We start from the raw sequence: 25460 nt of genomic DNA on the forward strand, positions 1-25460 counted from the left end.
CCTCGGCCTTGCAAAATAGTGGCAGGTGAACTGCTAAAGAAAGGTAGGAGACCTCTCATGGGTATCTTCGATAATGTTACAAATAAAGCAAATGACTTCCTCAATTCCGAGGCTGGCGAGAAGAAAACAGATGAGATCTTGGACAAGATCTCAGATGCTGCTCGTGGTCGCCTTGGCGAGGATAAAGCCGATCAGATCAACAAGGTTCGCGATGCAGTAGATGAGCGCATTGGAAAGACCGATAGTAACTAGAATAAGGCGTTATGCGCGTTATTTTTGTTGATCCGAAGCACCCCGTCTTGCCGGTTCCTTTTGTGGAAGCTGTGTTCGGACGGGGTGAATCTGTTTTTGTAGACCCAGATTTTCCGGTCGATATTGAAAAATGGGGGATTGAAGCGTCGACAAGCGCTCAGTGGCTGGTTACCGCAAACCCGAGCCTGACAAGCATGCTTATCGACGCGCCCCTTGATCCTTTGCTTGAGGCAGTCGGCGTGATGCAGGCGGCTGTGAGCCGCGGTGAATGGGAGCGGGAACAAACCCATGAGAGCTTGATTCCGTATTTGGAAGAGGAATCGCAAGAGTTTATTGAAGCGATTGAGATAGGCAACGACAAAGAAATGAAAAATGAGCTTGGGGATGTGCTGCTCCAGGTCCTTTTTCATGCAGAAATCGCCGCCCGTCAAGGTCGATTCGATATTTTTGACGTGGCGGCGAGTTTCGTTGCGAAAATGAAATCGCGTTCACCGTACTTGTTCGATGGTTCTACTGGGATTGTGGATTCCGAAGAGCAAGAACGGCTCTGGGCTATGGGGAAAGCCCAGGAAAAATTAGGAAGATAGGTTAGAAGAGAACTGCTGCAGCTGAGCCATGAAGTCCTGTGGGTCTTCCTTGACAATGCCACAGGTCAAAGCGCGGTTTGCGATGCGCTCGGAATAAGCAGTGGCGACAAGGTTCAAAGGAATCTCTAGCTGGCTGACTGCTGCGGAATTACGGAGGTTGGCTGCAAGTTCAGCACGGGTGGAATTCTCGTGTGCAAGACCTGTGGTGTAGACCGTGGTGCGCAGTACACCACAATCGAAGTTGTCGATGATGGCGCCAAAATCCTGTGCTGAAGCAGAGGGGGTAAGGCCAGCAGCAAGCGCGACAGTAGCGGCAGCAATGGTTACAAGACGCAGTTTCTTCATGGGTTTTCCTTAAGTGAGAGATGTTAAATACATAGAAAAAGTCACAACAGTTCAGATCATACGTTAATGAAGTGACTGTTGTGACTAGTGTTACTAATGGGGTTGCCCCCGGGATTACTTAAGAGGAGAAGTTAGCGGAGAACTCAGAAAGGTAGGTATCAGCCTTTACGAGGCCACAAGCCTGCGCGCGGTCAGCAAGGGATGCTGCCTGGCCAGCATTCCACTCGCCAACCTGTGGGAACTGCTGGGTCAATCCACTTTCACCCTTTGCGGTAATAGCTTCAGCGAGCTCACGGTTGTACTGGCCCTCTTCCAAAACATCAGCAGAGTTGAGCCCAATTTCGAGTACGCCGCAAGGCATCCAGTCGTACTGGGTAGATAGTTCCTTGTTGATGGAGGAAAGGCTTGCGAAATCAGATGCAGATGCTGGTGCTGCCAAAGCTGCAACAGCAACGCCAGCGGTGGCGCCAATGATGGCAATACGGCGTGAAAGCTTCATGGGTCTAGATCTCCTTTGGTTGGGAAATTGCTCTGCCTACAGGAAAAGTTGGCAGAACTTTCCTTAAATTGTAGTTTTGTGACTAATTTCATCGAATTCGCTACCATTCGATGGGACTCTTTGAAACAGTAGGAAACATTGCCTTGACACTGTCTATGTGAATGCTCTGCCAATTGAATTGGAACTTGAATTAGTCTGAATTTCTTATGTATTTCTGCACTTTAAAGAAATATTTTCAAGGGAAAATCTTTTCATTATCGGCAGGGTTTTTCTTTAAAATGCTGGAGTTTGGGGCCTAGCCGGTACTATCGACCCCCATGAGTTCAGGGGTTAAAAAAGCGTTCGGATGTGGCTGCGGTTCGGTGTTGGCCGTAGTCATGGTGGTCTCATTTGTTGGTTGGGCGCTGAGCTTCATGGATGGAACGGCTCCTATTCGCCAGCTTCAGCCAATCCCTGATGATGTTCCCCCTGTACATGGTGAAATGGTTCCGCAGATTGATACTGGGGCTGAGGGGCGCACATCGGATCAATTGCGTTTTTGGGCTGAACCTTTAGCTCAAGACATCGGTGTCTCAGTTCAGGCAGTTGCCGCTTATGGCAATGCGGAGCTTATTGCTGCACTCGCGTGGCCTGGGTGCAATCTTTCATGGAATACATTGGCCGGTATTGGTCAGATTGAAACACGGCACGGAACATACAACGGCAAGATGTTTGGTGGCAGCTCATTAGATGAAAATGGTGTTGCAACTCCGCCGATTATTGGCGTGCCTTTGGATGGTTCTCCAGGATTTGCGGAGATTCCGGATACAGATAACGGTGAGCTAGACGGTGATACGGAATATGACCGGGCAGTAGGACCAATGCAGTTTATTCCAGATACCTGGCGTCGATTGGGCTTGGATGCCAATGGTGATGGGGTAGCGGATCCGAATCAAATTGATGATGCGGCCTTAAGTGCTGCGCATCTTTTGTGTTCCTATGAACGTGACCTGGCAACTCCTGAAGGGTGGACTCAAGCAGTGCACTCTTACAATATGTCCAATCAGTACCTCAAGGATGTTCGAGATGCCGCAGCTTCCTATGCTTTGCGACAGCCAGCGATCTAAAACCCAACATCGGAACCTCCGAATTTATGGCAATGTGTCTGATCAAACACGCTCGGGCTGGGGGTTTAAGTAGTGTTAGCCACAAATTTGAACTGATTGCTTCATCGAAACAAGATTCATGCAACAATTGGTCTTAGACGTGATCGAAAACATTTTATTGCTTTTCGATTGCGTGAATAATTCTGGTTAGCTCCCAAGTTGGCATAGGAGGCCATAGTGGCTGAAATCATGCACGTATTCGCTCGCGAAATTCTCGATTCCCGCGGTAACCCAACCGTAGAGGCAGAGGTTTTCCTGGATGACGGTTCCCACGGTGTCGCGGGTGTTCCATCAGGCGCATCTACCGGTGTCCACGAAGCTCACGAGCTGCGTGACGGTGGCGATCGCTACCTGGGCAAGGGCGTTTTGAAGGCTGTTGAAAACGTCAACGAAGAAATCAGCGACGAACTTGCAGGCCTTGAGGCTGATGATCAGCGCCTCATCGACGAAGCAATGATCAAGCTTGATGGCACTGCAAACAAGTCCCGCCTCGGCGCAAACGCCATCCTTGGTGTATCCATGGCTGTTGCAAAGGCTGCTGCGGATTCCGCAGGTCTGCCACTGTTCCGCTATATCGGTGGACCAAACGCACACGTTCTTCCAGTTCCAATGATGAACATCATCAACGGTGGCGCACACGCTGACTCCGGCGTTGACGTCCAGGAGTTCATGATCGCTCCAATCGGTGCAGAGAGCTTCTCCGAGGCACTTCGCCAGGGCGCAGAGGTTTACCACGCACTGAAGTCCGTCATTAAGGCTAAGGGCCTATCCACCGGACTTGGCGACGAGGGTGGATTCGCTCCTTCCGTGCCATCCACTCGTGATGCACTTGACCTGATCGTTGAGGCTATCGAAAAGGCCGGATTTGCCCCAGGCAAGGACATCGCTCTTGCTCTAGACGTTGCATCTTCTGAGTTCTTCAAGGATGGTGTCTACCACTTCGAGGGTGGACAGCACTCCGCAGATGAGATGGCAAATGTTTACGCTGAGCTCGTCGAGGCGTACCCAATTGTGTCCATCGAGGATCCACTGCAGGAAGACGATTGGGAGGGTTACACCAACCTGACCGCCAAGATCGGCGACAAGGTTCAGATCGTTGGCGATGATTTCTTCGTCACCAATCCTGAGCGTTTGAAGGAGGGTATTGCCAAGAAGGCTGCCAACTCCATCCTAGTCAAGGTCAACCAGATCGGTACCCTCACCGAGACTTTCGATGCTGTGGATATGGCTCACCGTGCAGGCTACACCTCCATGATGTCCCACCGTTCCGGCGAGACCGAGGACACCACCATCGCTGACCTCGCAGTTGCACTTAACTGTGGTCAGATCAAGACTGGTGCACCAGCACGTTCCGATCGTGTTGCAAAGTACAACCAGCTTCTCCGTATTGAGCAGCTCCTTGGCGACGCAGGCGTTTACGCAGGTCGCAGCGCATTCCCACGTTTTCAGGGCTAAATAATTGCGCTTTTCGACGCCCGGTAGCCGCAAGGTTGCCGGGCGTCGTTGCCTTCTTACTGTTACTGGTGTGACTATGATCGAGGATTATGGCAAAGCAGAAGAAAACTCATAAAGGCATCGTTCCTGTCTCAAGTAGGGAACGCGCTTCAGAGTCAGTTTCTGCCACCCGTGCCCCTTTCCAATTGGGCGCGGTAGGAATTGGTGCGATTGCACTTGTCATCCTTTTAATTTTATTTGTTATCGCCATACCAGTGCGAAACTATTTCCAATTGCGTTCTGATATCGCCCAAACTGAAGCCTCAATTTCTGCTAAAGAAAAGCAGATCGATCAACTCGAATCGGACCTTACTAGGTACCAATCCGAGGCATACATCCGAGAACAAGCACGACTGCGTCTCGGCGTAATTGAGCCAGGCGAAACGGCTTTCAGAATTGTAGATCCAGCCTTGCGCACAGATACCTCTGTTACCTCAGATGGCACTGAGGTTGAGCCTCTTGATCCTTGGTATGAAAATCTATGGAATTCCGTCACCGAACCAGAAGCACTTGGTGAGGGAGAATTAGAACCACCAGTTCTTGAAGGAGAAGTGCCAACTATTGCGCCAATAGAGGAAGAACCTGTGCAATAGCGCTTCAGGCGCAGACTCATGACAGAATAGAAACCATGAGTGTGAATGATGCAGATCTGAAAGCTGTCGAAGAGCAATTGGGAAGGGCTCCACGTGGAGTCCTCGAGATCTCCTACCATAGCCCCGATGGGGTACCGGGTGTTGTGATGACCACCCCAAAGCTTGATGATGGCACCCCATTCCCAACCCTGTATTACTTAACTGATCCACGCCTGACCACCGAAGCATCTCGTTTGGAAGTTGCTTTGATCATGAAGTGGATGACAGAGCGCCTTGCTACCGATGAAGAACTCCGTGCGGATTACCAGCGCGCCCACGAGCACTTTCTTGCTAAGCGCAATGCTATCGAAGACTTGGGTACCGATTTCTCTGGCGGTGGCATGCCTGATCGCGTGAAGTGCCTCCACGTCCTCATTGCCTACGCATTGGCCGAAGGTCCAGAGCATTTCCGTCTCGGTACTGAAGCTGTCGCAATGGCTGCAGAACACGGCAACCTGCGCGGAACCGCCATCCCAGAGGATTGGCCAACTGTGCAGGAACTCGGCATCAACATGGAGGACTTCGATTTCTCCCGAGCAGGTGGCGCTTAATGACCCGCTACGCGGCTATTGATTGCGGAACAAACTCTATCCGCCTGCTGATAACTGAAGTTACCCCTGAAGGTTTCAAAGAAATCACTCGCGAAAACATCATTGTTCGACTTGGCAAAGGTGTAGACGCCACAGGACAGCTAGATCCCGAAGCAATTAAGCGCACTCGCGTAGCGCTGGAAACTTATGTCGAGCTCATGGAAAAGCATGAGGTAGAAACCGTCCGGATGGTTGCGACTTCCGCAACGCGTGACGCCTCCAACCGTGAACTGTTCTTTTCCATGACTCGTCAGCTGCTCTCCCGAATTCGTCCGGGGTATCAAGCTGAAGTAATTTCTGGTGAAGAAGAAGCCCTCTTGTCCTTCCGAGGTGCAATTGTGGATCTCCCTGCAGATCAAGGACCTTTTTGTGTCATTGATCTTGGTGGCGGATCCACAGAATTTATCGTAGGCACCTACGAAGGCGAAATTCTGGGATCACATTCCACGCAAATGGGATGTGTCCGCCTGACCGAAAGGATCATGCGGAGCGATCCACCTACCCCTACTGAGGTAGAAATCGCTCGGGACTATGTTGCTGAGCGTATTCAGGATGTTAAAGCCATCGTTCCAATTTCAAAGGCAAAAACCTTTGTTGGATGCGCGGGTACTTTCACCACCATCTCTGCATGGGTACAAGGCCTAGAAAGCTATGATCGCGCTGCGATTCACCTTTCTGCGCTCAATTTCGATGCATTGCGTGTTGTTACAAATGAGATCATTTCAGAATCAGCTGCCCAACGCGTGAGCAATCCGGTTGTAGACGCCGGCCGTGCTGATGTCATTGGTGGCGGATCTGTAGTTGTGCAAGCAGCCATTGACCTTGCTGAGTCAGAAGCTGGTGTTGATTACATCATCATTTCGGAAAAAGATATTCTCGACGGCCTCATTCTTGGCCTGGTAGAAGCTAGTTCTTAAGTGAATTGAGACCCTATTTTAAATGTCTAGGGCATCATGTTCTATGATGTTTAAGCAGCAAGAAAATAGCATTGAAAGAATACATATGTATCCTTACAATGCGGCTTGCCCCCATAGCCCAATCGGCAGAGGCGGTTGACTTAAAATCAATACAGTGTGGGTTCGAGTCCCACTGGGGGCACCATAAGGCCAGGTCAGAGAATTTCTGACCTGGCCTTTTTGCATGAACCCTACAAAAACCCCACAGAAAATAAATGGAACAGTTCTGATCGTTGCAGGTCAGGTCTATCGAAATTTTTACGTTAAGGGCTGTTTTCTCTGGTTTGGATATTATTTGGACATCATTGATTGCTCTACTGGACGGAAGTGTGGGAGTAAAAAATTCTGCTCTCCAGAAAGTCTCCATAAAAGAAATCCTCCATCGTTGTAAAGGCGGTGGAGGATTTCTTCATGCCGATAAATCCGGAGATGAATTAGTCTCTTGCAATACCTTGCTAGGGGACTGTAACATCACACCAGAAGATAAGGTAAGCGTAGCCTAAATTAACAATTTTTGGTGAGGGTGCAATATGAAGTCTGCCAGCTTGTTGTGGTGTCATTCCGGAGTAGCGACAGTTCATTTAGATAAGATGATTTTCACTCTTGTTGCAGGTGATTTACTGTTTGCGCCAGAAGCAGCATTCATTGATGATGATTCTCAAGGTCTTGTACTAGATATTTGCTTTGAGAAATTAGCAATAACTGGTCCAGCGCGTCGAATCCATCTTGGACAGACCTGGAATGACCGTTTGACCTTTGAGTACAGCCGTTCTCTTTTGGGTAAAGATACGCTATCGGCAGATATCGTCAAGCTTTTTACTGACCGTGTGCCGACCCCGCCGCTTCCATCTCCTCGGAAAGCTCGCGCTGTGGCACAGGTTTTGGTGTCTAATCCAGCTGATCAAACTAGTTTGGATGAGTTTGCGGTACTACATCAGATTTCGGGGCGCACGCTGCAGCGTCAATTCCTCAAATCCACAGGGTATACGTTCAGTGAGTGGCGTGCTGCCCAGCGTGTATGCGTCGCAGCGAGCCTGCTGGCTCATGACTTCAGCATTTCAGTGGTTGCGAACCTCGTCGGGTTCGCCGCAACGAGCAGCTTGACCAGAGCTTTTCGACGCCACACTGGTGCAACTCCCTCCGCCTTTACTAATGGGCAGATCGGCATGGGCACTGTAGGCCAACCATCACTTATTCCAGCGACAACAACTTTTGCCCAATTAGCCCAGGACCAACAGTTGTGGATTTACAGTGGCACTGCAACGGTGACGACGCCAGGATATTGTAGGTTCTTAGGCCAAGGCGATATGGTCACGATTCCAGCTGCAACTCATACTCGTATTGATATCGCAGCTGGATCTATCGCGCTCCCTGTACCTGTTGGATTTGATGAGCGGGAGATGGAACTCCCGCGTGTGGTGGCTGCTCATAATCAGCACCGGAAACCTTTGCGAGTCCTTGAGGAATCTGAATGGAAACAGCTAAGTGAGGAACTTCTTAATACTCCAGTACCTGTGCAGATCTAAGAGGTAGTAAACAGATAAAAATAGTTCTTAACGTGGGGAACTATACTGATCCTTGATGCGTTATTTGATTGAATAGCGAAAATCTAACTGAAAGGATCGGGGACCCCGTGCGAAGCAGCAATCCCGTTTTTAGTTCCCTTACGGAAACCAAACGTCCACAAGGCCAGAACCCATACGGTGGTTACGACAACTTCGGTGGTGCCTACCAGCAAAACGTAGCTCCGCAGAAGGCGGAGCGCCCAATGACCGTCGATGATGTGATCACCAAAACTGGTATCACTCTCGCGGTTATTATTGTTTTTGCCCTCGTCACCGCCGGCACATGGCTGTTTATTAGTCCTGGTCTCGGTATGATCCTGACGATTGTCGGTGCTATCGGCGGATTTATCACTGTTTTGGTCAGTACTTTTGGTAAGAAGTATGGATCTGCAGCCGTCACCTTGATTTACGCTGTGTTTGAAGGCCTTTTTGTTGGTGGCATTTCACTGTTGCTTTCTGGTTTCACCGTTGGCAATTCTAATGCTGGTGGACTCATCGGGCAGGCAGTTCTTGGCACTATCGGTGTGTTCATCGGAATGCTCTTTGTGTACAAGACTGGTGCCATCAAGGTCACCCCTAAGTTCAACCGCATCATGACTGGCATGATGGTCGGCGTTTTGGTGCTTGTCTTGGGTAATGTTGTCTGGGCATTGTTCACTGGTGGTGCAAGCCCACTGCGTGATGGCGGAGTAATCGCGATTGTTTTCTCCCTCTTCTGCATCGGCCTGGCAGCGTTTAGCTTCCTTTCTGATTTTGATGCAGCTGACCGTCTCGTACGTGAAGGTGCACCAGCAAAGATGGCTTGGGGCGTTGCGCTCGGCCTGGCCGTGACCTTGGTGTGGTTGTACACCGAGATCCTGCGTCTGCTGAGCTATTTCCAGAACCGCTAAATACTGAAAAACAATAATGGCTCCGACTTGAAAAAGTCGGAGCCATTATTGTTTGTCTTTATTTAAAGAAAGACAACCTGTCCATCTACAGTGACCTGGGTAAATACTAGGCCTTGGGAAGACTGGGTAGGGAAGGAGAGCTTAACCGCAACGTCTTCAGTTTCGGTCTCTTCACCAGTGTCTGAAACTACTACGCGGGTACCGGTTCCAGTTGCAGAATCAGCAGTCCACGCACTCCAAGAAATATCAGTCAGCTGGTCAATGTCCATGGCGCAGTTGAGGGAGATTTCAGAAGGCTGCTGAGTAGGTGCAGCCACGCAATCGATGTAGCCTGGTGCATCCGTTGCTGCTGCAGTGGAAGTGCTCTTTGCTGGGGCTTTGACACCAGTTGCGGTTGCAACCTTCAGATCAGAGTCATTCTGATTTGGTGGGGTACATGCAACGAGAGCGATTGCAGCCAGAGCGGTGGCGCCAGTGGCGAAGAACTTACGAGAAAGAGTAGTCATTTTTAAACTATGAATCCTTGGTTAGTTATTGCTGCGCAGTGCAGCTGCCTTTGCAGAGTTGTATGGTTCTGCAGACACGACGGTCACAGAGATTACGGAACCATTTGGTGAGTTGTACTGGCGAGTTTCGCCTTCCTGAGCGCCGAGAATGGCAGCACCTAGTGGAGACTGCTCAGAGTAGGTCTCAAGATCTGGGTTCTCAGATGCGCCAGCGCGGGTACCGATGAGGAAGGTTTCCTTATCGCTGTGGTCACCGTCGTAGTAGACGTGAACAACGGAACCTACGTGTGCAACACCTTCGATGATGCCTTCACGCTCAGTGGTGGCGTTTGCAAGCAATTCAGAGATCTGCTTGATGCGAGCCTCTTCTTGGTCCTGCATTTCACGAGCTGCATCGTAGCCAGCGTTTTCTTTGAGGTCGCCCTCTTCGCGGCGCTCATTGATTTCTGCAGCAACTGCAGGGCGGTTTGCGATGAGAGCGTTGAGCTCTTCCTCTAGCTTGGCCTTGGTTTCTGGTGTGATGTATTGCTTGCTTACACTTGCCATAATTACTTACCCTCCTGGGGAACAGTAGAGGTGGATCATCGGAAAAACAGAGAATAAAATCATAAGATTGGCCCCGGCTGTCCGGGGCCAATAGGCTTAACTTTTACGGTAACTATTTACCGACGATGTCAACGTACGTTTCTGCTGCAAATTTTAGCACAGCAAATTTTTCTAGTTTTTGAGGTTCATATGAGACGGGATGACGGAGGAACAACCGTAGACACCACCGGAAACTGCTGGTTCACGAGTGGGGATCAATGTGGAGATACGTACCGTTGAATGCTCGCTCGGCTCCACGAGAACTTCTCGGCGCCCAACCTCAGCGTGTGAGTAGTCTTTCGCGGTGACAATGCAATAAGCGACTTGGCTTGGATCATCACGGGAGACATCGACCTCGAAACGCAATGTGTCATCGTCGATACGCTCGAAAGCTCCCATTTGACCCGATACGGTCTGGGCTTCACGATTTTTCAAGAAGTTTGCGCCGACAATCACAATAGCGATTACCAACAACACTCCTACGACAGCAATGATTTTTCCGCTGATGTTTCTTCCAGCAGCAGCCTCTGGTCGACGAGCATTGTATCGATCAGCAGGGCGTTGGGTGTTTGGAATGTTCGATGAACTTGAAGTGTTGGATGGAGAGTTGGAATTAGTGCTCATGATGGAAGTGTGTCTACATCCTCTTCAAAGGCCGAATCGAGTTGGTCCTTATACATCTTAGTCAATGTAGGAAAAACTGTTAACCGAGGTCTATGCGTGCGAAATGAGGCATGGGATTGGAAACGACTATCATGAATGCAATACACATCAACTAAACCCTGTAGAAGCATTTGGTGCTTCAAGGAAGGATGAGACACGTGAGTGGTTTACGCCTACTGGCGATCCACGCCCACCCTGACGATGAGTCGAGCAAGGGGGCAGCAACCATGGCGCAGTACGCCGCTGAAGGTAACCGAGTAATGGTTGTGACCTGCACAGGTGGAGAGCGTGGAGACATTCTCAACCCTGCAATGGATAAGCCTGGAATCTTAGATAATATTTCTGCGGTTCGTCAGGAAGAGATGGCTAAAGCGATGGAAATCCTTGGCACCGAGCACAAGTGGCTGGGTTATGAGGATTCCGGATTACCCCAAGGTGATCCTTTGCCACCTCTACCAGAGGGCTGCTTTGCACTAGAGGACTCGGAGAAAGTTACCCGAGATCTAGTGAAAATTCTTCGTGAGTTCCGCCCGCACGTCATTATTACTTATGACGAAAACGGTGGATATCCGCACCCAGATCACCTCAAGGTGCATGAGGTTTCTATGCTTGCCTGGGAAAAATCAGGGGATGCGGCTTTTGCCCCAGAGCTTGGTGCTGCATGGGAACCATTGAAGTTGTACTACACCCATGGCTTTATCCGCCAGCGCATGGAGATGTTCCATAATTTGTTGCTGGAGCAGGGAAAGCCAAGTCCATATACTCCGATGCTGGAGAGGTGGCGGGCTAATCAGGCTGACATCATGGCTAGGGTAACTACTCAAGTTCCAAGTGAACGCTTCTTTGATCAGCGTGATGATGCACTCCGTGCGCATGCAACACAGATCGATCCAGCAGGTGCTTTCTTTGGCACTCCAGTTGAAGTGCAGCGTCGACTGTGGCCAACTGAGGAGTTCGAATTAGCCAAGACTCGGGTGAAAACTTCGATCCCTGAAGATGACCTGTTTGCCGGAATCGCACCCGATACAGAATAATGCAGTTAGACCACATCCTTTAGGAAGGACCTTTTCGGCGTGATTGACCTTAGCTCTGTATTCACTACAGCTGCCGGCATGTATAACGACACCACCATGACTATCTTGGCTCAACAGCAGCAAGGTGGACCGCTTGGACCAGAATTCGGAAAGGCCTCGCCGGTTGGTTTATTGCTAATTATCGCGATGCTGGTTGCCGTGCTTGTTCTGGGCTGGGCATTCCATCGACGCTGGTCTCGTATGAATCGTCGGCGTATCTTCGCAGAGCGTAATGGGCTTGATCCATTTGATATCGAGGGCGTGCGTATTGCCATGGCAGAAGCAGGCTTGAATGAAAATTCCAAAAAGGGCTTCCTTTAAAAAGAAACTGTGTTAAGGTCGGAAACTATGTTCGCAGCACGATTTTATTTTATGACCGGCTCCGGGGCCTCCCCGCGCAAGCTGGCCATTAATTGTGCCAGCTAAAACGCGAACAACATCCGGAGTCGAGCAGCACCTCCCCGCAAGGGTAGAGGGGCTGCTTTTTTGTTACCTAGATAAATTAAGTCCCTTAAGAAAGACATACACCATGAGTTCTCCAGTATCACTTGAAAATGCGGCGTCAACCAGTAATAAGCGCGTCGTTGCGTTCCATGAGTTGCCTAGCCCGACAGCTCTGATTTCTGCTAATCCATTGACTCCGAAGCAAGCAACCAAGGTAGAAAAGGATCGTCAGGACATCGCCGATATTTTCGCTGGCGATGATGACCGCCTTGTCGTTGTTGTGGGGCCGTGTTCTGTGCACGATCCAGAAGCTGCGATCGATTACGCAAACCGCCTGGCTCCATTGGCTAAACGCCTGGATCAGGATCTGAAAATTGTGATGCGCGTGTACTTCGAGAAGCCACGCACTACCGTGGGCTGGAAGGGCTTGATCAACGATCCTCACCTCAACGAAACTTACGATATTCCTGAGGGCCTGCGCTTAGCGCGCAAAGTGCTTATCGACGTTGTGAACCTGGATCTTCCAGTCGGCTGCGAATTCCTCGAACCTAATAGCCCTCAGTACTACGCAGATACCGTGGCGTGGGGCGCAATCGGCGCTCGCACCACTGAATCGCAGGTGCACCGCCAGCTGGCTTCAGGAATGTCCATGCCAATTGGATTCAAAAACGGCACTGACGGCAATACTCAGGTGGCAATTGATGCTGTGGAAGCAGCGAAGAACCCACACTTCTTCTTCGGCACCTCTGATGACGGCGCGCTCAGCGTCGTGGAAACCGCTGGCAACAGTAACTCGCACATCATTTTGCGCGGCGGTACCTCCGGCCCGAATCATGATGCTGCTTCGGTGGAGGCCGTCGTCGAAAAGCTGGGTGACAATGCTCGTCTCATGATTGATGCTTCTCACGCTAACTCTGGCAAAGACCATATCCGCCAGGCGGAAGTTGTGCGTGAAATTGCCGCACAAATCGCGGGTGGATCCGATGCTGTGGCTGGCATCATGATTGAGTCTTTCCTCGTGGGTGGCGCGCAGAACTTGGATCCTGCAAAACTGCGCATTAATGGAGGCGAAGGTTTGGTCTACGGCCAGTCTGTAACCGATAAGTGCATTGACATTAATACCTCAATTGATTTGCTGGCAGAGTTGGCGGCAGCAGTAAGGGAGCGTCGAACAACAGCTCAGTAAGCAAGGGCGCTAGACTAATAGATGTGTTAAACCTGCCCAGATTGCTGTACCCGGTTTATGAGCGTCGTCTCCTAAAAGAACTAGACGGCGCTAAACAGCCCGGTCATGTTGCCATTATGTGTGATGGCAACAGACGTTGGGCCAGAGAAGCAGGATTTACAGATGTCAGTCATGGGCACCGCGTCGGCGCTAAGAAAATCGGTGAAATGGTACGCTGGTGTGACGATGTCGATGTCAACCTAGTGACCGTCTATTTGTTGTCGATGGAAAATCTTGGACGTTCCTCAGAAGAACTACAATTGCTTTTCGATATCATCGCTGATGTCGCGGACGAACTCGCACGACCTGAAACCAATTGTCGGGTTCGTCTCGTTGGGCACCTAGATCTCCTCCCGGATGCTGTTGCTTGCAGGTTGCGAACAGCCGAGGAAGCCACTGCAGAACACACAGGTATCGCAGTGAATATGGCTGTTGGCTACGGCGGACGTCAAGAAATCGTGGACGCAGTGCAAAAGCTGTTGACCATGGGAAAAAATAACGGTTTGGGTGTTGATGAACTCATCGAATCCGTCGCAGTAGATGCGATCTCCACCCATCTGTACACCTCTGGCCAGCCGGATCCAGATCTTGTTATCCGAACTTCTGGCGAACAGCGGCTCTCTGGATTTATGCTGTGGCAGTCAGCGTATTCAGAAATCTGGTTCACCGATACTTATTGGCCAGCTTTCCGACGCATCGACTTCCTCCGCGCCCTCCGTGACTATTCTCAGCGCAGCAGAAGATTCGGAAAATAATTATTCTCAAGGAGAAACATGTCTGACTTCATCGTTGCATTTGAATCTGCGTATGGTTCCACACAGCAATATGCCGAAGCACTGGCGAAACGCTTCGGAGTAAAAGCTCTGAGCCTTGACCAAGCACGAGCTGAACTTGTTGGGAAAACAGATGCACGTGTTGTTGTATTGAGCTTTGTTCACGGGCCATTAAATCCAGGTGCAAAATTCATCGTGGATACCGAACTTTCCGGACATCGCGTAGCACTATGCACAGTCGGCATGACCTTGGATGATGTTGCGCAAAAGAAAGACGGGGTAGCGAAATCTTTGGGCCGTAAAGCTGATCAAGTCACGCGTTTCTACCTACCCGGCCGACTTAATTACTCAGAGCTTTCCACCGCGCACCGCAGCACCATGTGGACCATTGTCAACATGCTGAAAGCTAAGCCTTTTAAAAACGACAATGAAAAAATGATGATCGACACTTTTGATAAAGATGTGGACCGCGTGGATCTGAGTAACTTAGATGCTGTAGAAAAGTGGGCGCGCAGCTAGTTTTTGCATACTGGGGGCTTGCTTCTGGTGCTGTTTCAGTGCTTGATGGTGAGGGGCCAAACCACAGTGCCCACGAGTCAGGTTTTATGGTGTGGTGGGCATCCCTGTGTGGTCTGGTGGAAAGTCGCTTTCAATGCCCAGAAAAAGTGCCCTTCCAGAATCGTTTTTAAGCGCCTCTGGACACCTTCTCCATACAAACCTCATTTTAAAATCTGAGGGCTGTTAAACAGGCTTTTGCACTAGCTCGCAAGCCGCAGTTAAATTTTGCGCATCCGCACCCGCTCCACGAGGTGATCACTGCCTTTTTTGAGCACCAAAGACGCTCGAACTCTGGTGGGGAGAATATTTTCTACCAAGTTGGGCAGGTTGATGGATTGCCATAATTCACGTGCAACTTTTGAGGATTCTTCATCAGCCATATCGGCATAGTGGGAGAAGTGCGCGCCAGGCCGACGGAATGCAGTATCGCGTAGTTGAAGGAAGCGGTCGATGTACCATTTTTCGATGTCTTCGGTGCGGGCATCTACGTAGACGCTGAAATCGAAAAGGTCACTGACCATCAACGTTGGGCCGGTTTGTAGAACGTTAAGGCCTTCTACGATGAGAATGTCTGGCTGTCGGACGGTAGTGAACTCACCGGGGACGCGGTCATAGGCAGTGTGGGAATATACCGGAGCATCAACGGCGAGTTTTCCAGATTTTACGTCGGTGACAAATCGAAGGAGAGCTCGTTGGTCGTAGCTTTCTGGAAAACCTTTTCGGGCCATCAAACCACGACGGGTTAATTCTGTGGCGGGGTAGAGGAATCCATCGGTGGTGACTAGATCAACCCGGGGGTGGGAATTCCAGCGCTGTAAAAGTACCTGTAGCAAACGCGCGGTGGTGGATTTTCCAACAGCAACAGAACCTGCCACACCAATGACAAATGGGACAGATGCGGATGGGGAAGTGCCAAGGAAGGTTTCGGTGGCTGCGGTAAGTTTCTGCCGGGCTGCGACCTGTAGGTGGATTAGACGAGAGAGTGGAAGATAGACTTCGGCTACTTCTTCCAGATCAATATTTTCACCGATTCCGCGCAGCTCAATGACCTCTTTTTGGGTCAACACCTGAGGCATTGAGTTTCGAAGCTCACGCCATTGTGCGCGATCGAAATCAAGATAGGGGCTGAAATCTGGGGTGCGCGGTGAGTTTTTTACACCATGTGTTCCTGCAGCAATTCGCTCTGCCATGAATCCATTGTGCACCGTGGCTACTTAGAAAGTGTGATCGGGGTTAATTTTTCACTTTGAGAGATAGCTAAATGGCAAGGAAAGAGGAGGCTTTTAAGCTGAGTTTAAGCCCACACTTTTCTATCTGGGTGCCAGAGGTCTATGCTTGGGGGCGTACCTGTCCCGCGAGTGAGGTCTTACGCGCGGGATTCGTCTTGTGAAAGGTTAGCTGACCTGATGACCGATGCCCACCAAGCGGACGATGTCCGTTACCAGCCACTAAGCGTGCTTGATCCTGAGGTGGCTGCTGCCATCGCTGGGGAACTTGCCCGCCAGCGCGATACTCTTGAGATGATCGCGTCTGAGAACTTTGTTCCCCGTTCTGTTTTGCAGGCGCAGGGTTCAGTTCTTACCAACAAGTATGCCGAGGGTTACCCCGGTCGCCGCTACTACGGTGGTTGCGAACAAGTAGACATCATTGAGGATCTTGCACGTGATCGTGCGAAGTCACTTTTTGGTGCTGATTTTGCTAACGTTCAGCCTCACTCAGGTGCGCAGGCTAATGCTGCTGTCCTGATGACCTTGGCTGATCCAGGCGACAAGATCATGGGCCTATCTTTGGCTCATGGTGGTCACCTGACTCACGGAATGAAGTTGAACTTCTCCGGAAAGCTGTACGAAGTTGTAGCTTACGGTGTTGATCCTGAGACCATGCGTATCGATATGGATCAGGTTCGTGAGACTGCTCTGAAGGAACGGCCAAAGGTTATTATCGCTGGCTGGTCTGCGTACCCTCGTCACCTCGATTTCGAGGCGTTCCAGGCAATCGCACAAGAAGTTGGAGCGAAGCTGTGGGTTGATATGGCTCACTTCGCTGGTCTTGTTGCAGCTGGTCTGCACCCAAGCCCAATTCCTTACGCTGATGTTGTTTCCTCCACTGTTCATAAGACTTTGGGTGGACCTCGTTCCGGAATTATCCTGGCTAAGCAGGAGTACGCGAAGAAGCTGAACTCTTCTGTATTCCCAGGTCAGCAGGGTGGTCCTTTGATGCATGCGATTGCTGCGAAGGCTACTTCTTTGAAGATTGCCGGCACTGAGCAGTTCCGCGATCGTCAGGAGCGCACTTTGGAAGGTGCTCGCATTCTTGCTGAGCGTCTGACTGCTTCTGATGCTAAGGCAGCTGGCGTGGATGTCTTGACTGGTGGCACTGATGTGCACCTAGTTTTGGCTGATCTGCGTAATTCCCAGATGGATGGCCAGCAGGCGGAAGATCTGCTGCACGAGGTTGGCATCACTGTTAACCGCAATGCAGTTCCTTTCGATCCTCGTCCACCAATGGTTACTTCCGGTCTGCGTATCGGTACTCCTGCGTTGGCTACCCGTGGTTTCGATGCAGCTGGATTCACTGAAGTCGCTGATATCATCGGTATTGCATTGGCTAATGGTAAGTCCGCAGATGTGGAAGCACTGCGTGGCCGTGTAGCAAAGCTTGCTGCAGATTACCCACTTTATGAAGGCCTGGAAGACTGGACAATCGTCTAAGTTTTCTTAAGTTTTACAAGAAGGCATCGTCGGCTTCGGCCGGGCGGTGCCTTTCTCGTTGTCGGAGGATGTTTCTCATGCGTGTTTTAATAATCGATAATTATGATTCTTTCACTTTTAATCTGGCCACTTATGTGGAAGAAATAACTGGTCAGGCGCCTACTGTGGTGCGCAATGACGAACGCATAGATGAGACGCTTTTCGACGCCGTCATCCTCTCACCCGGTCCTGGCCACGCCGGAGTTGCGGCAGATTTTGGTATCTGTGCAGGGATTATTGAGCGCGCCCTCGTGCCGATTCTTGGGGTGTGTTTGGGCCATCAGGGTATTGCGTTGGCACATGGTGGAACTGTGGGGTTAGCACCTCGTCCGGTGCATGGTGAAGCATCAGAAATCACGCATAGTGGAGCTGCGCTTTTTGCAGATATTCCGACACATTTTCAGGCGGTGCGCTATCACTCCATGGTGGCCACGCAAATACCAGATTCGATTACAGTGACAGCCACCAGTGAAGATGGTCTAGTGATGGCGTTAGAACATAAATCTTTGCCACAGTGGGGAGTCCAATTCCATCCAGAATCCATCGGTGGGCAGTTCGGGCATCAGATCATTAGAAATTTCCTTAATTTAGCACGCAATTATACGTGGGAAATTTCAGAGAAAACCATCAGCCTCAAGGTTGATCCTGCGGCAGTGTTTGAAACATTGTTTGCAAATTCTACACATGCATTTTGGCTTGATGGTGCAACCGGAACTAGCTATCTTGGCGATGCCAGTGGACCATTGTCACGGATAAAAACCCACCATGTTGGAGATGATGATTTCTTTACCTGGCTCAAGGACGATCTTGCCGCAAATGCTGTGTCTCCTGGGCAAGGTTTTCGTTTGGGGTGGGTAGGCTACCTCGGCTATGAAATGAAGGCGGAAAGTGGCGCAGCGGTGCACCATAAATCTTCCTTGCCTGATGCACATTTCATTTTTGCAGATCGTGCTATTGCGGTGGAATCAGATCATGTTCGACTCATGGCGATCGGGGAGCAGGAGCAGTGGTTTGCAGAAACTATTGAGCAGCTCCAAGCGCTGAAGGCTCCACGCAGTCCTTATGCCGGCGAGATTGATTTAAAAGTGCGGGATTCAGAATCAGATTATCTTGCTAAAATCCGGCGTGCACAAGAACTCATTACTCATGGTGAATCCTATGAGATCTGCTTGACAACACAGCTAAGTGGTACCACTGACGCAGATCCTTTAGCTGCATATCTGGCGTTAAGGAAAGCGAATCCCACCGCATATGGCGCCTTCCTTCAACTCGGTGACGTGGTTGTTTTAAGTTCTTCTCCTGAAAGATTTATCACCATCGATGCTGCAGGGCACGTGGAATCTAAGCCGATTAAAGGCACTCGACCACGCGGACACAGCGCAGCAGAAGATCAAGCAATCATCGCTGAGCTGCGTGCGAATCCTAAAGACCGCGCAGAAAACCTGATGATCGTTGATCTTGTGCGAAATGATTTAGCACGAGGCGCGCAGCCTAGCAGCGTTAAAACTTCAAAGCTTTTCGACGTCGAAACCTACGCCACTGTCCATCAGCTAGTGAGCACTGTTTCTGCAGAGCTGGGTCATAAAAACGCTATTGATTGCGTGCGTGCAGCTTTTCCAGGCGGTTCGATGACTGGAGCTCCAAAACTGCGCACGATGGAAATTATCGATGAGCTAGAAACTGGACCGCGAGGTATTTACTCAGGAGGCCTGGGGTATTTTTCTCTGGATGGTTCTGTTGATTTATCCATGGTGATTAGAACTCTTGTTATGCACAATAATCATGTGGAATATGGCGTTGGAGGTGCGATTCTTGCGCTGTCTGATCCTCAAGCGGAGTGGGAAGAAATCCGCGTAAAGTCTAGGCCGTTGCTCAACCTGTTTGGAGCTAAGTTCCCATGACTTATTTGCTGTGGGATGGAGATACCCTGTATAAAGGCGCATCGCAGAGATCGCCTCAAGTTGTAGATTCCTATTTGGTTCAGGATAAACACGTGGTGCGTTGGGATCTTCATGAAAAAAGATTTGCCGCAAGCAGCACTCCAGAAGCGTGGCCATTTTTAAGTGAAGTGCGTAAAGCAATTCCAGAAAAAGGAGCATGGTTTCCTCGTGTTGAGTGGCATGGTGCCGATAATTTTGCCGTCGCTCTTCGACCCGCTCCGCCATTGCGTAAAACAAGTTCCCTGTGGCTTCCAGAATCACCTGACCCACGCACATTCCCCACGATTAAAGGACCAGACCTCAAAGTTTTAGCCTGGTTGCGGAGTCGAGCTCATGATAATGGTTTCGATGATGCGCTTTTAATAAGCCCTGATGGCACCATCATGGAAGCTGCTAACGCCGCAGTAGTTTTTTGGGCAGATAAGAAGACTGTGATCTTGCCTAAGCAAGAGGTGTTGCCGTCCATAACGGTTGCAGCCACATTGCCGCTGTGGGAAAAGGACGGCATTACCATCATCAGAGAAGATATCCGGCGCATTGATATTCCTGCGTGGTGTGGAAGTTCTCTTCATGGCTGGACGCCTGTGGTGAGTTGGGGCAGAGGTTTAGGCAGAATTGCTGCTGCCCAAGCTCCGTCGGTAAAGCCATGGAATACACAACTGCGCCCGTTCCTTTAAGGAATCGAGCGCAGTAGGGGAATTAAGCTTCGGTGGTTTCTTCAGTTTCTTTAGTTGCGGTGTCGCGACCTTCAGCAAGCTGAGTGCGTGCAGCGCGCAACCATTCTGGCTGATTTTCCAGAAGTGCCTTGATATCGGCGGTGGTTAGCGGTTTGTCCAATTCGTTCTTTTTTAGAGCCGCGATGGTGATGCCCAATTTTTGAGCTACCACTGGACGAGGGTGTGGACCTTCGCGACGTAGTGTTTGGAGCCACTCCGGTGGATTTTCCTGCAGGTTTTTGAACTCTTGATGAGTTACTGCACCTGTTTGGAACTCCTCTGGCGTGGCGGGCAAAAACAGACCGAGCTTCTTAGCGGCAGTCTGTGGCTTCATAGCCCGGCCCGATGGCTGGCGTACAGATTCTTCGTTCACGCCCATAACGGTAGCATTGTTTTCATGCTGACCTTAAGTTTCATCACTGGCACCGAGCCAGGAAAGTGGTTTACCCGTTTCCGGGATCGGACACATCATGGTCGATTTGAGACGATTGATTCGGATGATGCACTTGGTGAGATGCTTGCTGGCCAGGCACAACTCGCATTAAGTCGGCTCCCAGACGCGCGTATCGACGACTCCCTTCACGTGGTTAAACTGTATGAAGAAAGTCCCGGTATCGCTTTTCCCAAAGACTTCTTTTTAAGTGCTGAAGAAGGTGCCGTGGACCCGGCTGAATTAGATGGGGAGATCATTAACTGGCAGATGCCAGACTCCGGAGAAGTTGATACTGCAGCCGTGCGGGATGCCCTCCAAATCGTTGCGGCAAACGTTGGTGTCGTTATTGCTCCACGTCCGTTGCTGAAAGTGTTGAGCAAGAAATTAGTTGAACACAGAGAGCTCAAAGGCGGGATAGAAACAACCATCGCGTTGGTATGGAAAAAAGACGAGGATTCTGAGGAAATTCAGGACTTCGTGGGAATCGCTCGCGGTCGAACCCGTAATTCCAGCAGGAAACCTACGGTAAAGCTCAGCGCTCGTGAGAAATCTCTGGCAAAACAGGCCCGCAGACAGGGGGAGAAACCAAAAACCCAAAAACGGACTCCACCTAGAAAACGGCCTCAAAAACGGCGATAAGGTTCACCCATTCTTTTCCGGTTGCCGATTGAAGTAATTATCTGGACAATTGCGGGCATGGTTGAAAAAGACTTCACTATCCGACCAATCCGCGAGGGTGATTTCCCTCAGGTGAGGGACATCTACGAATTGGGACTGGAAACGGGACATGCGTCTTATGAGACTTCTGGTCCCACGTGGGAGCAGTTCACCCAAATGAAAATTATGGATACCGTTATGGTCGCGGTAGAAAACAATGACCCCAACTTCATTCTTGGATGGGTATCTGCAGCACCGATTTCAACAAGGCAGGTTTTTCACGGAGTGGTGGAGGATTCTATCTATATCCACCCTCAAGGCCAGGGGCGCGGTGTCGGAGGCGCTTTGCTTAATGCACTGATTGAGTTGTGTGAAACCAGCGGAGTGTGGTCTATCCACTCGTGGATTTTCCCCGAAAATTCAGGCTCTGCGAAGCTTCATGAATCTCGGGGGTTTGTGAAAGTAGGCACCATGCATCAAATGGCTCGTATGCCTTATGGCGAAATGGAAGGACAATGGCGCGATTGCGATCTGTGGGAACGCCTCTTGTCCGTTCCAGCGCAGGTTTAAGCCAAAGTAAATCTAACTCGGTCGCCTGGTAAAAGTTGTGCAGACCTATCGCAAGATTCGGAAGTTAACACGGCAATGACTGGGTAACCACCAGTCACAGGGTGATCGGGGCCAAACACCACGGGGTTTCCGCCAGGAGGGACTTGGATGGAACCCCGAACCATTCCTTCACTTTTTAATTCTCCTCTCATCCGTCGCTCCAGCGGTATTGCGGAATTCAACCGCAAACCAATGCGATTGGAATCATTACTCACGGTGAAAATTTGAGTGAAGAAGCTATCCAAGGATTCCGGTGTAAACCATTTATCACGTGGACCACGAATGACATTGAGTGTTTCTATATGCCGCTGTTGCCAAGCCACAGGAAGCTGGCGCAGCTTGGGCCACCACTGAGAATCAGCAATGTCGGTGGCAAGGGAGATAACATCATCTATTTCAAGCGGTGGTGGTCCCATGCGTGAAATCAGATCTGTGGAGGCAGACCCTAAAGTTTTCTCTACGGCAAACCCACCTCTTGCTGCGAAATAGGCACGCATACCTAAAGCAGCAGGCTCGAGTCGAATGCAATCGCCAGGTGCCACATCAATGATGGTGTTGGTGGTTGCATTTTTAGAGTGGCCCGCAGCTGTTCGTACAGAAACGGCAGCCTCTGTTCCGGTAAAAATAATTGAGGTGATGGCTTGTGCTTCTATCTCAAACCCGCCGAGCAAAATTTCTACGACGGTTGCATTGGGATCGTTGCCCACGGCGTGGTTAGCGCGAGCTGCAGAGAGCCGATCAAAGGAACCAGAAGTACCTACACCCGAGCTGGCAAACCCAAAGCGACCGCGATCTTGAAAGATTGCCTGGGGGCCAGTGGATATTACTTTGAAACTCATTTTTTCACCTGCACAAATTTGACAGAATCACCGGGTTTGAGAAGCGAGGGCTGCCACCGATCGACATCCCACATGGGGATTTTCGTGGTGCCAAGGAGCTGCCAACCGCCAGGAGATTGCTGTGGGTACACCGCGCTGAACTCACCTGCCACGGCGACGGAACCCGCCGGAATTTTGGTGCGAGGTGATTCTAATCGTGGAATATCCCACAGTGGGCTCTGGGGGATTAAGTAGTAGAAACCGGGAGCGAATCCGCCAAAAGCAGCAGTCCATAGAGTGTTTGAGTGCTGTTCAATAACTTGTTCAACGCTTAATCCGGTGTGTTTTGCTACTGCCTCTAAATCCGGACCATCATAAACAACTGGTATTTCCACAGTTTCAGATGCCTTTTCCGCGGCCCCTGAAGGAGTCAACCGAATGGAATCGACGATCTCCGCGAATCTGCTCGGAGTGATCTGCGTGGTATCGAAAGTAACCAAGAGCGTTTGGGCAGCGGGAACCGTATCAATAATTCCCGGCACTTGCATGCCAACCAAGGATCGATTAAGCGCCAAAACAGCATCTAAGACACTTCCTCTAACAGCAGTAGCATCTTCTGTAAGGAAATCAATGATGACAGCCTGATCGCCACACGGTCTAATGAGCATAGGAAACCTGCACATCATGTGCGCTTAGCGAAGACACGATTTTTTGAACCAAGGCTAAAGCCTGCGGGTTGTCACCATGCACACAGATGGAGTCGGCGTCGACAAGCACGCTTTCACCGGTGATTGCAGTGATGGGGCGGCCGGTCGCAAACGCCAAGGCCTGCGTGGCTGCGGTTTGTGGGTCGTGGTGCACCGCGCCGGGCAGCTTGCGGGAAACCAGCTGGCCGTCGGCGGTATACGCGCGGTCGGCGAAGGTTTCTTGTTCCACCTGAAGGCCGGCGACACGCGCTTGTGCGACAATCTGTGAACCTGCCAATGCCATCAGCGTTAATGAAGGATCAACCAATAGGATGCCTTCAATGACAGCGGCAGCCTGGGCTTCATTAACCGCAATGGTGTTGTACAAAGCGCCGTGGGGTTTTACATAGTCCACGGTTGCACCGCTTGCTGTCGCTGCCGCCTTGATAGCTCCAATTTGATAGATGGTTTCAGCAACCAGGTCATCGTGGGCGTAATCGATGTTCCGGCGCCCAAAACCTGCAATGTCGTTGTAACCAATGTGGGCGCCAATGCGCACCCCGCGAGCATGTGCCGCGCGCACTGTTTTCAGCAATACTGTGGCATCACCTGCGTGGAAACCGCACGCAATATTTGCGCTGGAGACAAGGTCAAGAACGGCTTCGTCGTTGCCCATGATCCAGTTGCCGTAGCTTTCGCCGAGGTCGCTGTTGAGATCGATGGTGGTCATGAAAATTGTCCTTTCAAAACTTTTAACTACTGAGCAGATCGAAAACTCCACCGAAGGAGATATACGCCAGGAACCACGCGATGATCAGGCCAATCACACCGACAATAATGAGCCATAAGGGGTATTTATAACCCTTGAGGAGATCTTTTTGTCGGAAGATCGCCACATAGACCATGAGGGTGAATCCGATGGGGAGCACGAGGCCGTTAAACGCTCCGGCGAAGACCAAGAGGGTTGCTGGGGCAGTGCCGAGGAAGATGAAAACGGAGCAAGAAATAAGGATGAATGCGATGGTTACCCAGTTTTGCAGACGCTGTTTTTCTGGCTTGTTTTCCACCAGGAAGGTTGCTGAGGTGTAGCTGGCGCCGATCACTGAGGAGATGGAAGCAGCCCACAAAACAGCACCAAAGATGCGGAGTCCGATATCACCGGCAGCGTGCTGGAATGCTTCTGCAGCTGGGTTTCCATCGGTGGATAGGGTTACGCCACCAGCGACAACGCCAAGTACGGCGAGGAACAGAACAACGCGCATGAGACCGGTGATCAAGATTCCGGTGATAGAAGAGTTAGACACAGATTTAACATGATCGGGACCAGTCAGGCCGGAATCAAGCATGCGGTGGGCACCAGCGTAAGTGATATAACCGCCAACAGTGCCGCCGACAAGGGTGGTGATAACTAGCCAGTTGATGGTGTCGGGAAGAACTGCATTTTTCAGTGCCAAACCAACAGGAGGCTGGGAGACAAAGGCAACGTAGATGGTCAGTGCGATCATGACGACGCCGAGAACGACGAGGAATTTATCCAGTGCTGCACCGAGTCGTTTGAATAAGAAGATGGCAATGGCGATGGCTGCGGTGATGACACCGCCGACTTTCACATCCCAACCCAGTAGGGCGTTCAGACCTAAGCCGCCACCGGCGATGTTGCCGATATTAAAGACTGCGCCACCGATGCAGACCAGCACCGCCAAGACCCAGCCCAAGCCAGGAACAACAGTGTTGCCCAGTTCTTGTGCGCGCATGCCGGAAATTCCGATGATGCGCCACACATTTAACTGCACGGCGATATCAATGAGGATGGAAATAAGGATGGCGAAAGCAAAGGCGGCGCCGAGCTGATTTGTGAATACTGCAGTTTGAGTGAGGAAGCCCGGGCCGATTGCAGAGGTTGCCATCAAGAAGATGGCACCCATCAGTGCACTGCGGCCGGAGGCGCTTACTGCGGCTTGTTTCAGAGACGGTGCATTCGCTTTGGCGATTGCTTGGGCATCGTGTTGTTCATGGGAAGAATCCACTATCGCACTCCTTTCATCCAGGGGAAGATTGTTGAACAATCT

The 25460-nt window shown here is 50.7% G+C and carries 30 protein-coding genes and 1 tRNA gene; 20 read left to right on the plus strand and 11 right to left on the minus strand.

Going from position 1 to position 25460, the window contains the following annotated elements:
• The first annotated feature begins 57 nt into the window (after nucleotides 1-57).
• Both ccrud_RS04785 and ccrud_RS04790 read left to right on the plus strand, forming a co-directional pair.
• A complete protein-coding gene (locus tag ccrud_RS04785) occupies nucleotides 58-252 on the plus strand; it encodes an antitoxin (RefSeq protein ID WP_066565095.1) in 195 nt (64 codons plus the stop codon).
• 11 nt (nucleotides 253-263) lie between these two features.
• Complete coding sequence (locus tag ccrud_RS04790) at nucleotides 264-839, plus strand: MazG nucleotide pyrophosphohydrolase domain-containing protein (RefSeq protein ID WP_066565096.1); 576 nt, start codon at nucleotides 264-266, stop codon at nucleotides 837-839.
• On the opposite strand, the gene ccrud_RS04795 is transcribed toward ccrud_RS04790, so the two are convergent.
• The gene (locus ccrud_RS04795) at nucleotides 828-1184 is read right to left on the minus strand and encodes a hypothetical protein (protein WP_066565097.1); all 357 of its coding nucleotides are present in this window, start codon (nucleotides 1182-1184) and stop codon (nucleotides 828-830) included. The genes ccrud_RS04790 and ccrud_RS04795 overlap by 12 nt on opposite strands.
• A gap of 118 nt (nucleotides 1185-1302) precedes the next feature.
• Nucleotides 1303-1683 carry a porin gene (locus tag ccrud_RS04800; protein ID WP_066565098.1) on the minus strand — a complete coding sequence of 127 codons (381 nt, stop codon included), beginning with the start codon at nucleotides 1681-1683 and terminating at the stop codon, nucleotides 1303-1305.
• Nucleotides 1684-2000: 317 nt separating this feature from the next.
• Here ccrud_RS04800 and ccrud_RS04805 point away from each other — a divergent pair, with 317 nt between their 5' ends.
• From ccrud_RS04805 to ccrud_RS04840, 8 genes are all read left to right on the plus strand, one after another.
• The gene (locus tag ccrud_RS04805; RefSeq protein ID WP_066565099.1) at nucleotides 2001-2789 is read left to right on the plus strand and encodes a lytic transglycosylase domain-containing protein; all 789 of its coding nucleotides are present in this window, start codon (nucleotides 2001-2003) and stop codon (nucleotides 2787-2789) included.
• 216 nt (nucleotides 2790-3005) lie between these two features.
• Complete coding sequence (eno, locus tag ccrud_RS04810) at nucleotides 3006-4283, plus strand: phosphopyruvate hydratase (RefSeq protein WP_066565100.1); 1278 nt, start codon at nucleotides 3006-3008, stop codon at nucleotides 4281-4283.
• An 89-nt stretch (nucleotides 4284-4372) separates the two neighbouring features.
• The gene (locus ccrud_RS04815) at nucleotides 4373-4915 is read left to right on the plus strand and encodes an FtsB family cell division protein (protein ID WP_066565101.1); all 543 of its coding nucleotides are present in this window, start codon (nucleotides 4373-4375) and stop codon (nucleotides 4913-4915) included.
• 35 nt (nucleotides 4916-4950) lie between these two features.
• Nucleotides 4951-5505: a DUF501 domain-containing protein gene (locus ccrud_RS04820; RefSeq protein ID WP_066565102.1), complete on the plus strand. Its 555-nt coding sequence runs from the start codon at nucleotides 4951-4953 to the stop codon at nucleotides 5503-5505.
• On the plus strand, nucleotides 5505-6461 hold the full coding sequence (locus ccrud_RS04825) for a Ppx/GppA phosphatase family protein (RefSeq protein ID WP_066565103.1): 957 nt from the start codon (nucleotides 5505-5507) through the stop codon (nucleotides 6459-6461). The genes ccrud_RS04820 and ccrud_RS04825 overlap by 1 nt, the downstream gene beginning before the upstream one ends.
• Before the next feature lie 107 nt (nucleotides 6462-6568).
• Nucleotides 6569-6645 (plus strand) — tRNA-Leu (locus ccrud_RS04830).
• Between the two features lie 385 nt (nucleotides 6646-7030).
• Entirely contained in the window at nucleotides 7031-8026 is a 996-nt protein-coding gene (locus ccrud_RS04835; RefSeq protein WP_066565104.1) for a helix-turn-helix transcriptional regulator, read from the plus strand.
• Nucleotides 8027-8133: 107 nt separating this feature from the next.
• Nucleotides 8134-8955 carry a Bax inhibitor-1/YccA family protein gene (locus tag ccrud_RS04840; RefSeq protein WP_066565105.1) on the plus strand — a complete coding sequence of 274 codons (822 nt, stop codon included), beginning with the start codon at nucleotides 8134-8136 and terminating at the stop codon, nucleotides 8953-8955.
• 62 nt (nucleotides 8956-9017) lie between these two features.
• Here ccrud_RS04840 and ccrud_RS04845 read toward each other — a convergent pair whose 3' ends face one another.
• From ccrud_RS04845 to ccrud_RS04855, 3 genes are all read right to left on the minus strand, one after another.
• Nucleotides 9018-9461: a hypothetical protein gene (locus tag ccrud_RS04845; protein WP_066565106.1), complete on the minus strand. Its 444-nt coding sequence runs from the start codon at nucleotides 9459-9461 to the stop codon at nucleotides 9018-9020.
• A 21-nt stretch (nucleotides 9462-9482) separates the two neighbouring features.
• On the minus strand, nucleotides 9483-10007 hold the full coding sequence (gene greA / locus ccrud_RS04850; RefSeq protein WP_066565107.1) for a transcription elongation factor GreA: 525 nt from the start codon (nucleotides 10005-10007) through the stop codon (nucleotides 9483-9485).
• Nucleotides 10008-10178: 171 nt separating this feature from the next.
• Nucleotides 10179-10670: a DUF4307 domain-containing protein gene (locus ccrud_RS04855; protein WP_074025407.1), complete on the minus strand. Its 492-nt coding sequence runs from the start codon at nucleotides 10668-10670 to the stop codon at nucleotides 10179-10181.
• Between the two features lie 197 nt (nucleotides 10671-10867).
• Between ccrud_RS04855 and mca the strand changes: the two genes are divergently transcribed.
• The 5 genes from mca (at nucleotide 10868) to ccrud_RS04880 (ending at nucleotide 14743) form a co-directional block, all read left to right on the plus strand.
• Nucleotides 10868-11743, plus strand: coding sequence for a mycothiol conjugate amidase Mca (gene mca / locus ccrud_RS04860; protein WP_066565108.1), 876 nt, complete (start codon nucleotides 10868-10870; stop codon nucleotides 11741-11743).
• A gap of 39 nt (nucleotides 11744-11782) precedes the next feature.
• Entirely contained in the window at nucleotides 11783-12103 is a 321-nt protein-coding gene (locus tag ccrud_RS04865) for a hypothetical protein (RefSeq protein ID WP_066565109.1), read from the plus strand.
• A gap of 208 nt (nucleotides 12104-12311) precedes the next feature.
• Entirely contained in the window at nucleotides 12312-13412 is a 1101-nt protein-coding gene (locus ccrud_RS04870) for a 3-deoxy-7-phosphoheptulonate synthase (protein WP_066565110.1), read from the plus strand.
• A 23-nt stretch (nucleotides 13413-13435) separates the two neighbouring features.
• Nucleotides 13436-14206: an isoprenyl transferase gene (locus ccrud_RS04875; RefSeq protein ID WP_066565111.1), complete on the plus strand. Its 771-nt coding sequence runs from the start codon at nucleotides 13436-13438 to the stop codon at nucleotides 14204-14206.
• Between the two features lie 18 nt (nucleotides 14207-14224).
• Nucleotides 14225-14743 (plus strand): flavodoxin domain-containing protein, encoded by a 519-nt coding sequence (locus ccrud_RS04880; RefSeq protein ID WP_066565112.1) that lies wholly within the window; start codon nucleotides 14225-14227, stop codon nucleotides 14741-14743.
• Nucleotides 14744-15000: 257 nt separating this feature from the next.
• Here the strand turns inward: ccrud_RS04880 and coaA are convergent, their stop codons facing one another.
• Nucleotides 15001-15972: a type I pantothenate kinase gene (gene coaA, locus ccrud_RS04890; protein ID WP_066565114.1), complete on the minus strand. Its 972-nt coding sequence runs from the start codon at nucleotides 15970-15972 to the stop codon at nucleotides 15001-15003.
• A gap of 216 nt (nucleotides 15973-16188) precedes the next feature.
• On the opposite strand from coaA, the gene glyA reads away from it, so the two are divergent.
• The 3 genes from glyA (at nucleotide 16189) to ccrud_RS04905 (ending at nucleotide 20149) form a co-directional block, all read left to right on the plus strand.
• On the plus strand, nucleotides 16189-17493 hold the full coding sequence (gene glyA, locus ccrud_RS04895) for a serine hydroxymethyltransferase (RefSeq protein ID WP_066565115.1): 1305 nt from the start codon (nucleotides 16189-16191) through the stop codon (nucleotides 17491-17493).
• Between the two features lie 77 nt (nucleotides 17494-17570).
• Complete coding sequence (pabB, locus tag ccrud_RS04900; RefSeq protein WP_066565116.1) at nucleotides 17571-19433, plus strand: aminodeoxychorismate synthase component I; 1863 nt, start codon at nucleotides 17571-17573, stop codon at nucleotides 19431-19433.
• A complete protein-coding gene (locus ccrud_RS04905) occupies nucleotides 19430-20149 on the plus strand; it encodes an aminotransferase class IV (RefSeq protein WP_066565117.1) in 720 nt (239 codons plus the stop codon). Before pabB ends, ccrud_RS04905 begins: the two co-directional genes overlap by 4 nt.
• A 22-nt stretch (nucleotides 20150-20171) precedes the next feature.
• Here ccrud_RS04905 and ccrud_RS04910 read toward each other — a convergent pair whose 3' ends face one another.
• Entirely contained in the window at nucleotides 20172-20567 is a 396-nt protein-coding gene (locus ccrud_RS04910) for a DUF5997 family protein (RefSeq protein ID WP_066565118.1), read from the minus strand.
• A gap of 18 nt (nucleotides 20568-20585) precedes the next feature.
• On the opposite strand from ccrud_RS04910, the gene ccrud_RS04915 reads away from it, so the two are divergent.
• Together ccrud_RS04915 and ccrud_RS04920 are read left to right on the plus strand one after the other, a co-directional pair.
• The gene (locus tag ccrud_RS04915; RefSeq protein WP_066565119.1) at nucleotides 20586-21260 is read left to right on the plus strand and encodes a LysR family transcriptional regulator substrate-binding protein; all 675 of its coding nucleotides are present in this window, start codon (nucleotides 20586-20588) and stop codon (nucleotides 21258-21260) included.
• A gap of 57 nt (nucleotides 21261-21317) precedes the next feature.
• Nucleotides 21318-21848: a GNAT family N-acetyltransferase gene (locus ccrud_RS04920; protein WP_066569552.1), complete on the plus strand. Its 531-nt coding sequence runs from the start codon at nucleotides 21318-21320 to the stop codon at nucleotides 21846-21848.
• Here the strand turns inward: ccrud_RS04920 and ccrud_RS04925 are convergent.
• The 4 genes from ccrud_RS04925 to ccrud_RS04940 are packed head-to-tail and all read right to left on the minus strand — an operon-like array spanning nucleotide 21845 to nucleotide 25316.
• Entirely contained in the window at nucleotides 21845-22726 is an 882-nt protein-coding gene (locus ccrud_RS04925) for a 5-oxoprolinase subunit C family protein (protein WP_066565120.1), read from the minus strand. The genes ccrud_RS04920 and ccrud_RS04925 overlap by 4 nt on opposite strands.
• A complete protein-coding gene (gene pxpB / locus ccrud_RS04930) occupies nucleotides 22723-23373 on the minus strand; it encodes a 5-oxoprolinase subunit PxpB (protein WP_066565121.1) in 651 nt (216 codons plus the stop codon). The genes ccrud_RS04925 and pxpB overlap by 4 nt, the downstream gene beginning before the upstream one ends.
• Nucleotides 23363-24121, minus strand: a complete 759-nt coding sequence (locus ccrud_RS04935; RefSeq protein WP_066565122.1) for a 5-oxoprolinase subunit PxpA — start codon at nucleotides 24119-24121, stop codon at nucleotides 23363-23365. Before ccrud_RS04935 ends, pxpB begins: the two co-directional genes overlap by 11 nt.
• A 22-nt stretch (nucleotides 24122-24143) precedes the next feature.
• Nucleotides 24144-25316: an NRAMP family divalent metal transporter gene (locus ccrud_RS04940; protein ID WP_169816484.1), complete on the minus strand. Its 1173-nt coding sequence runs from the start codon at nucleotides 25314-25316 to the stop codon at nucleotides 24144-24146.
• Nucleotides 25317-25460 lie beyond the last annotated feature (144 nt).

This window comes from Corynebacterium crudilactis, from assembly GCF_001643015.1.
GTDB lineage: Bacteria > Actinomycetota > Actinomycetes > Mycobacteriales > Mycobacteriaceae > Corynebacterium > Corynebacterium crudilactis.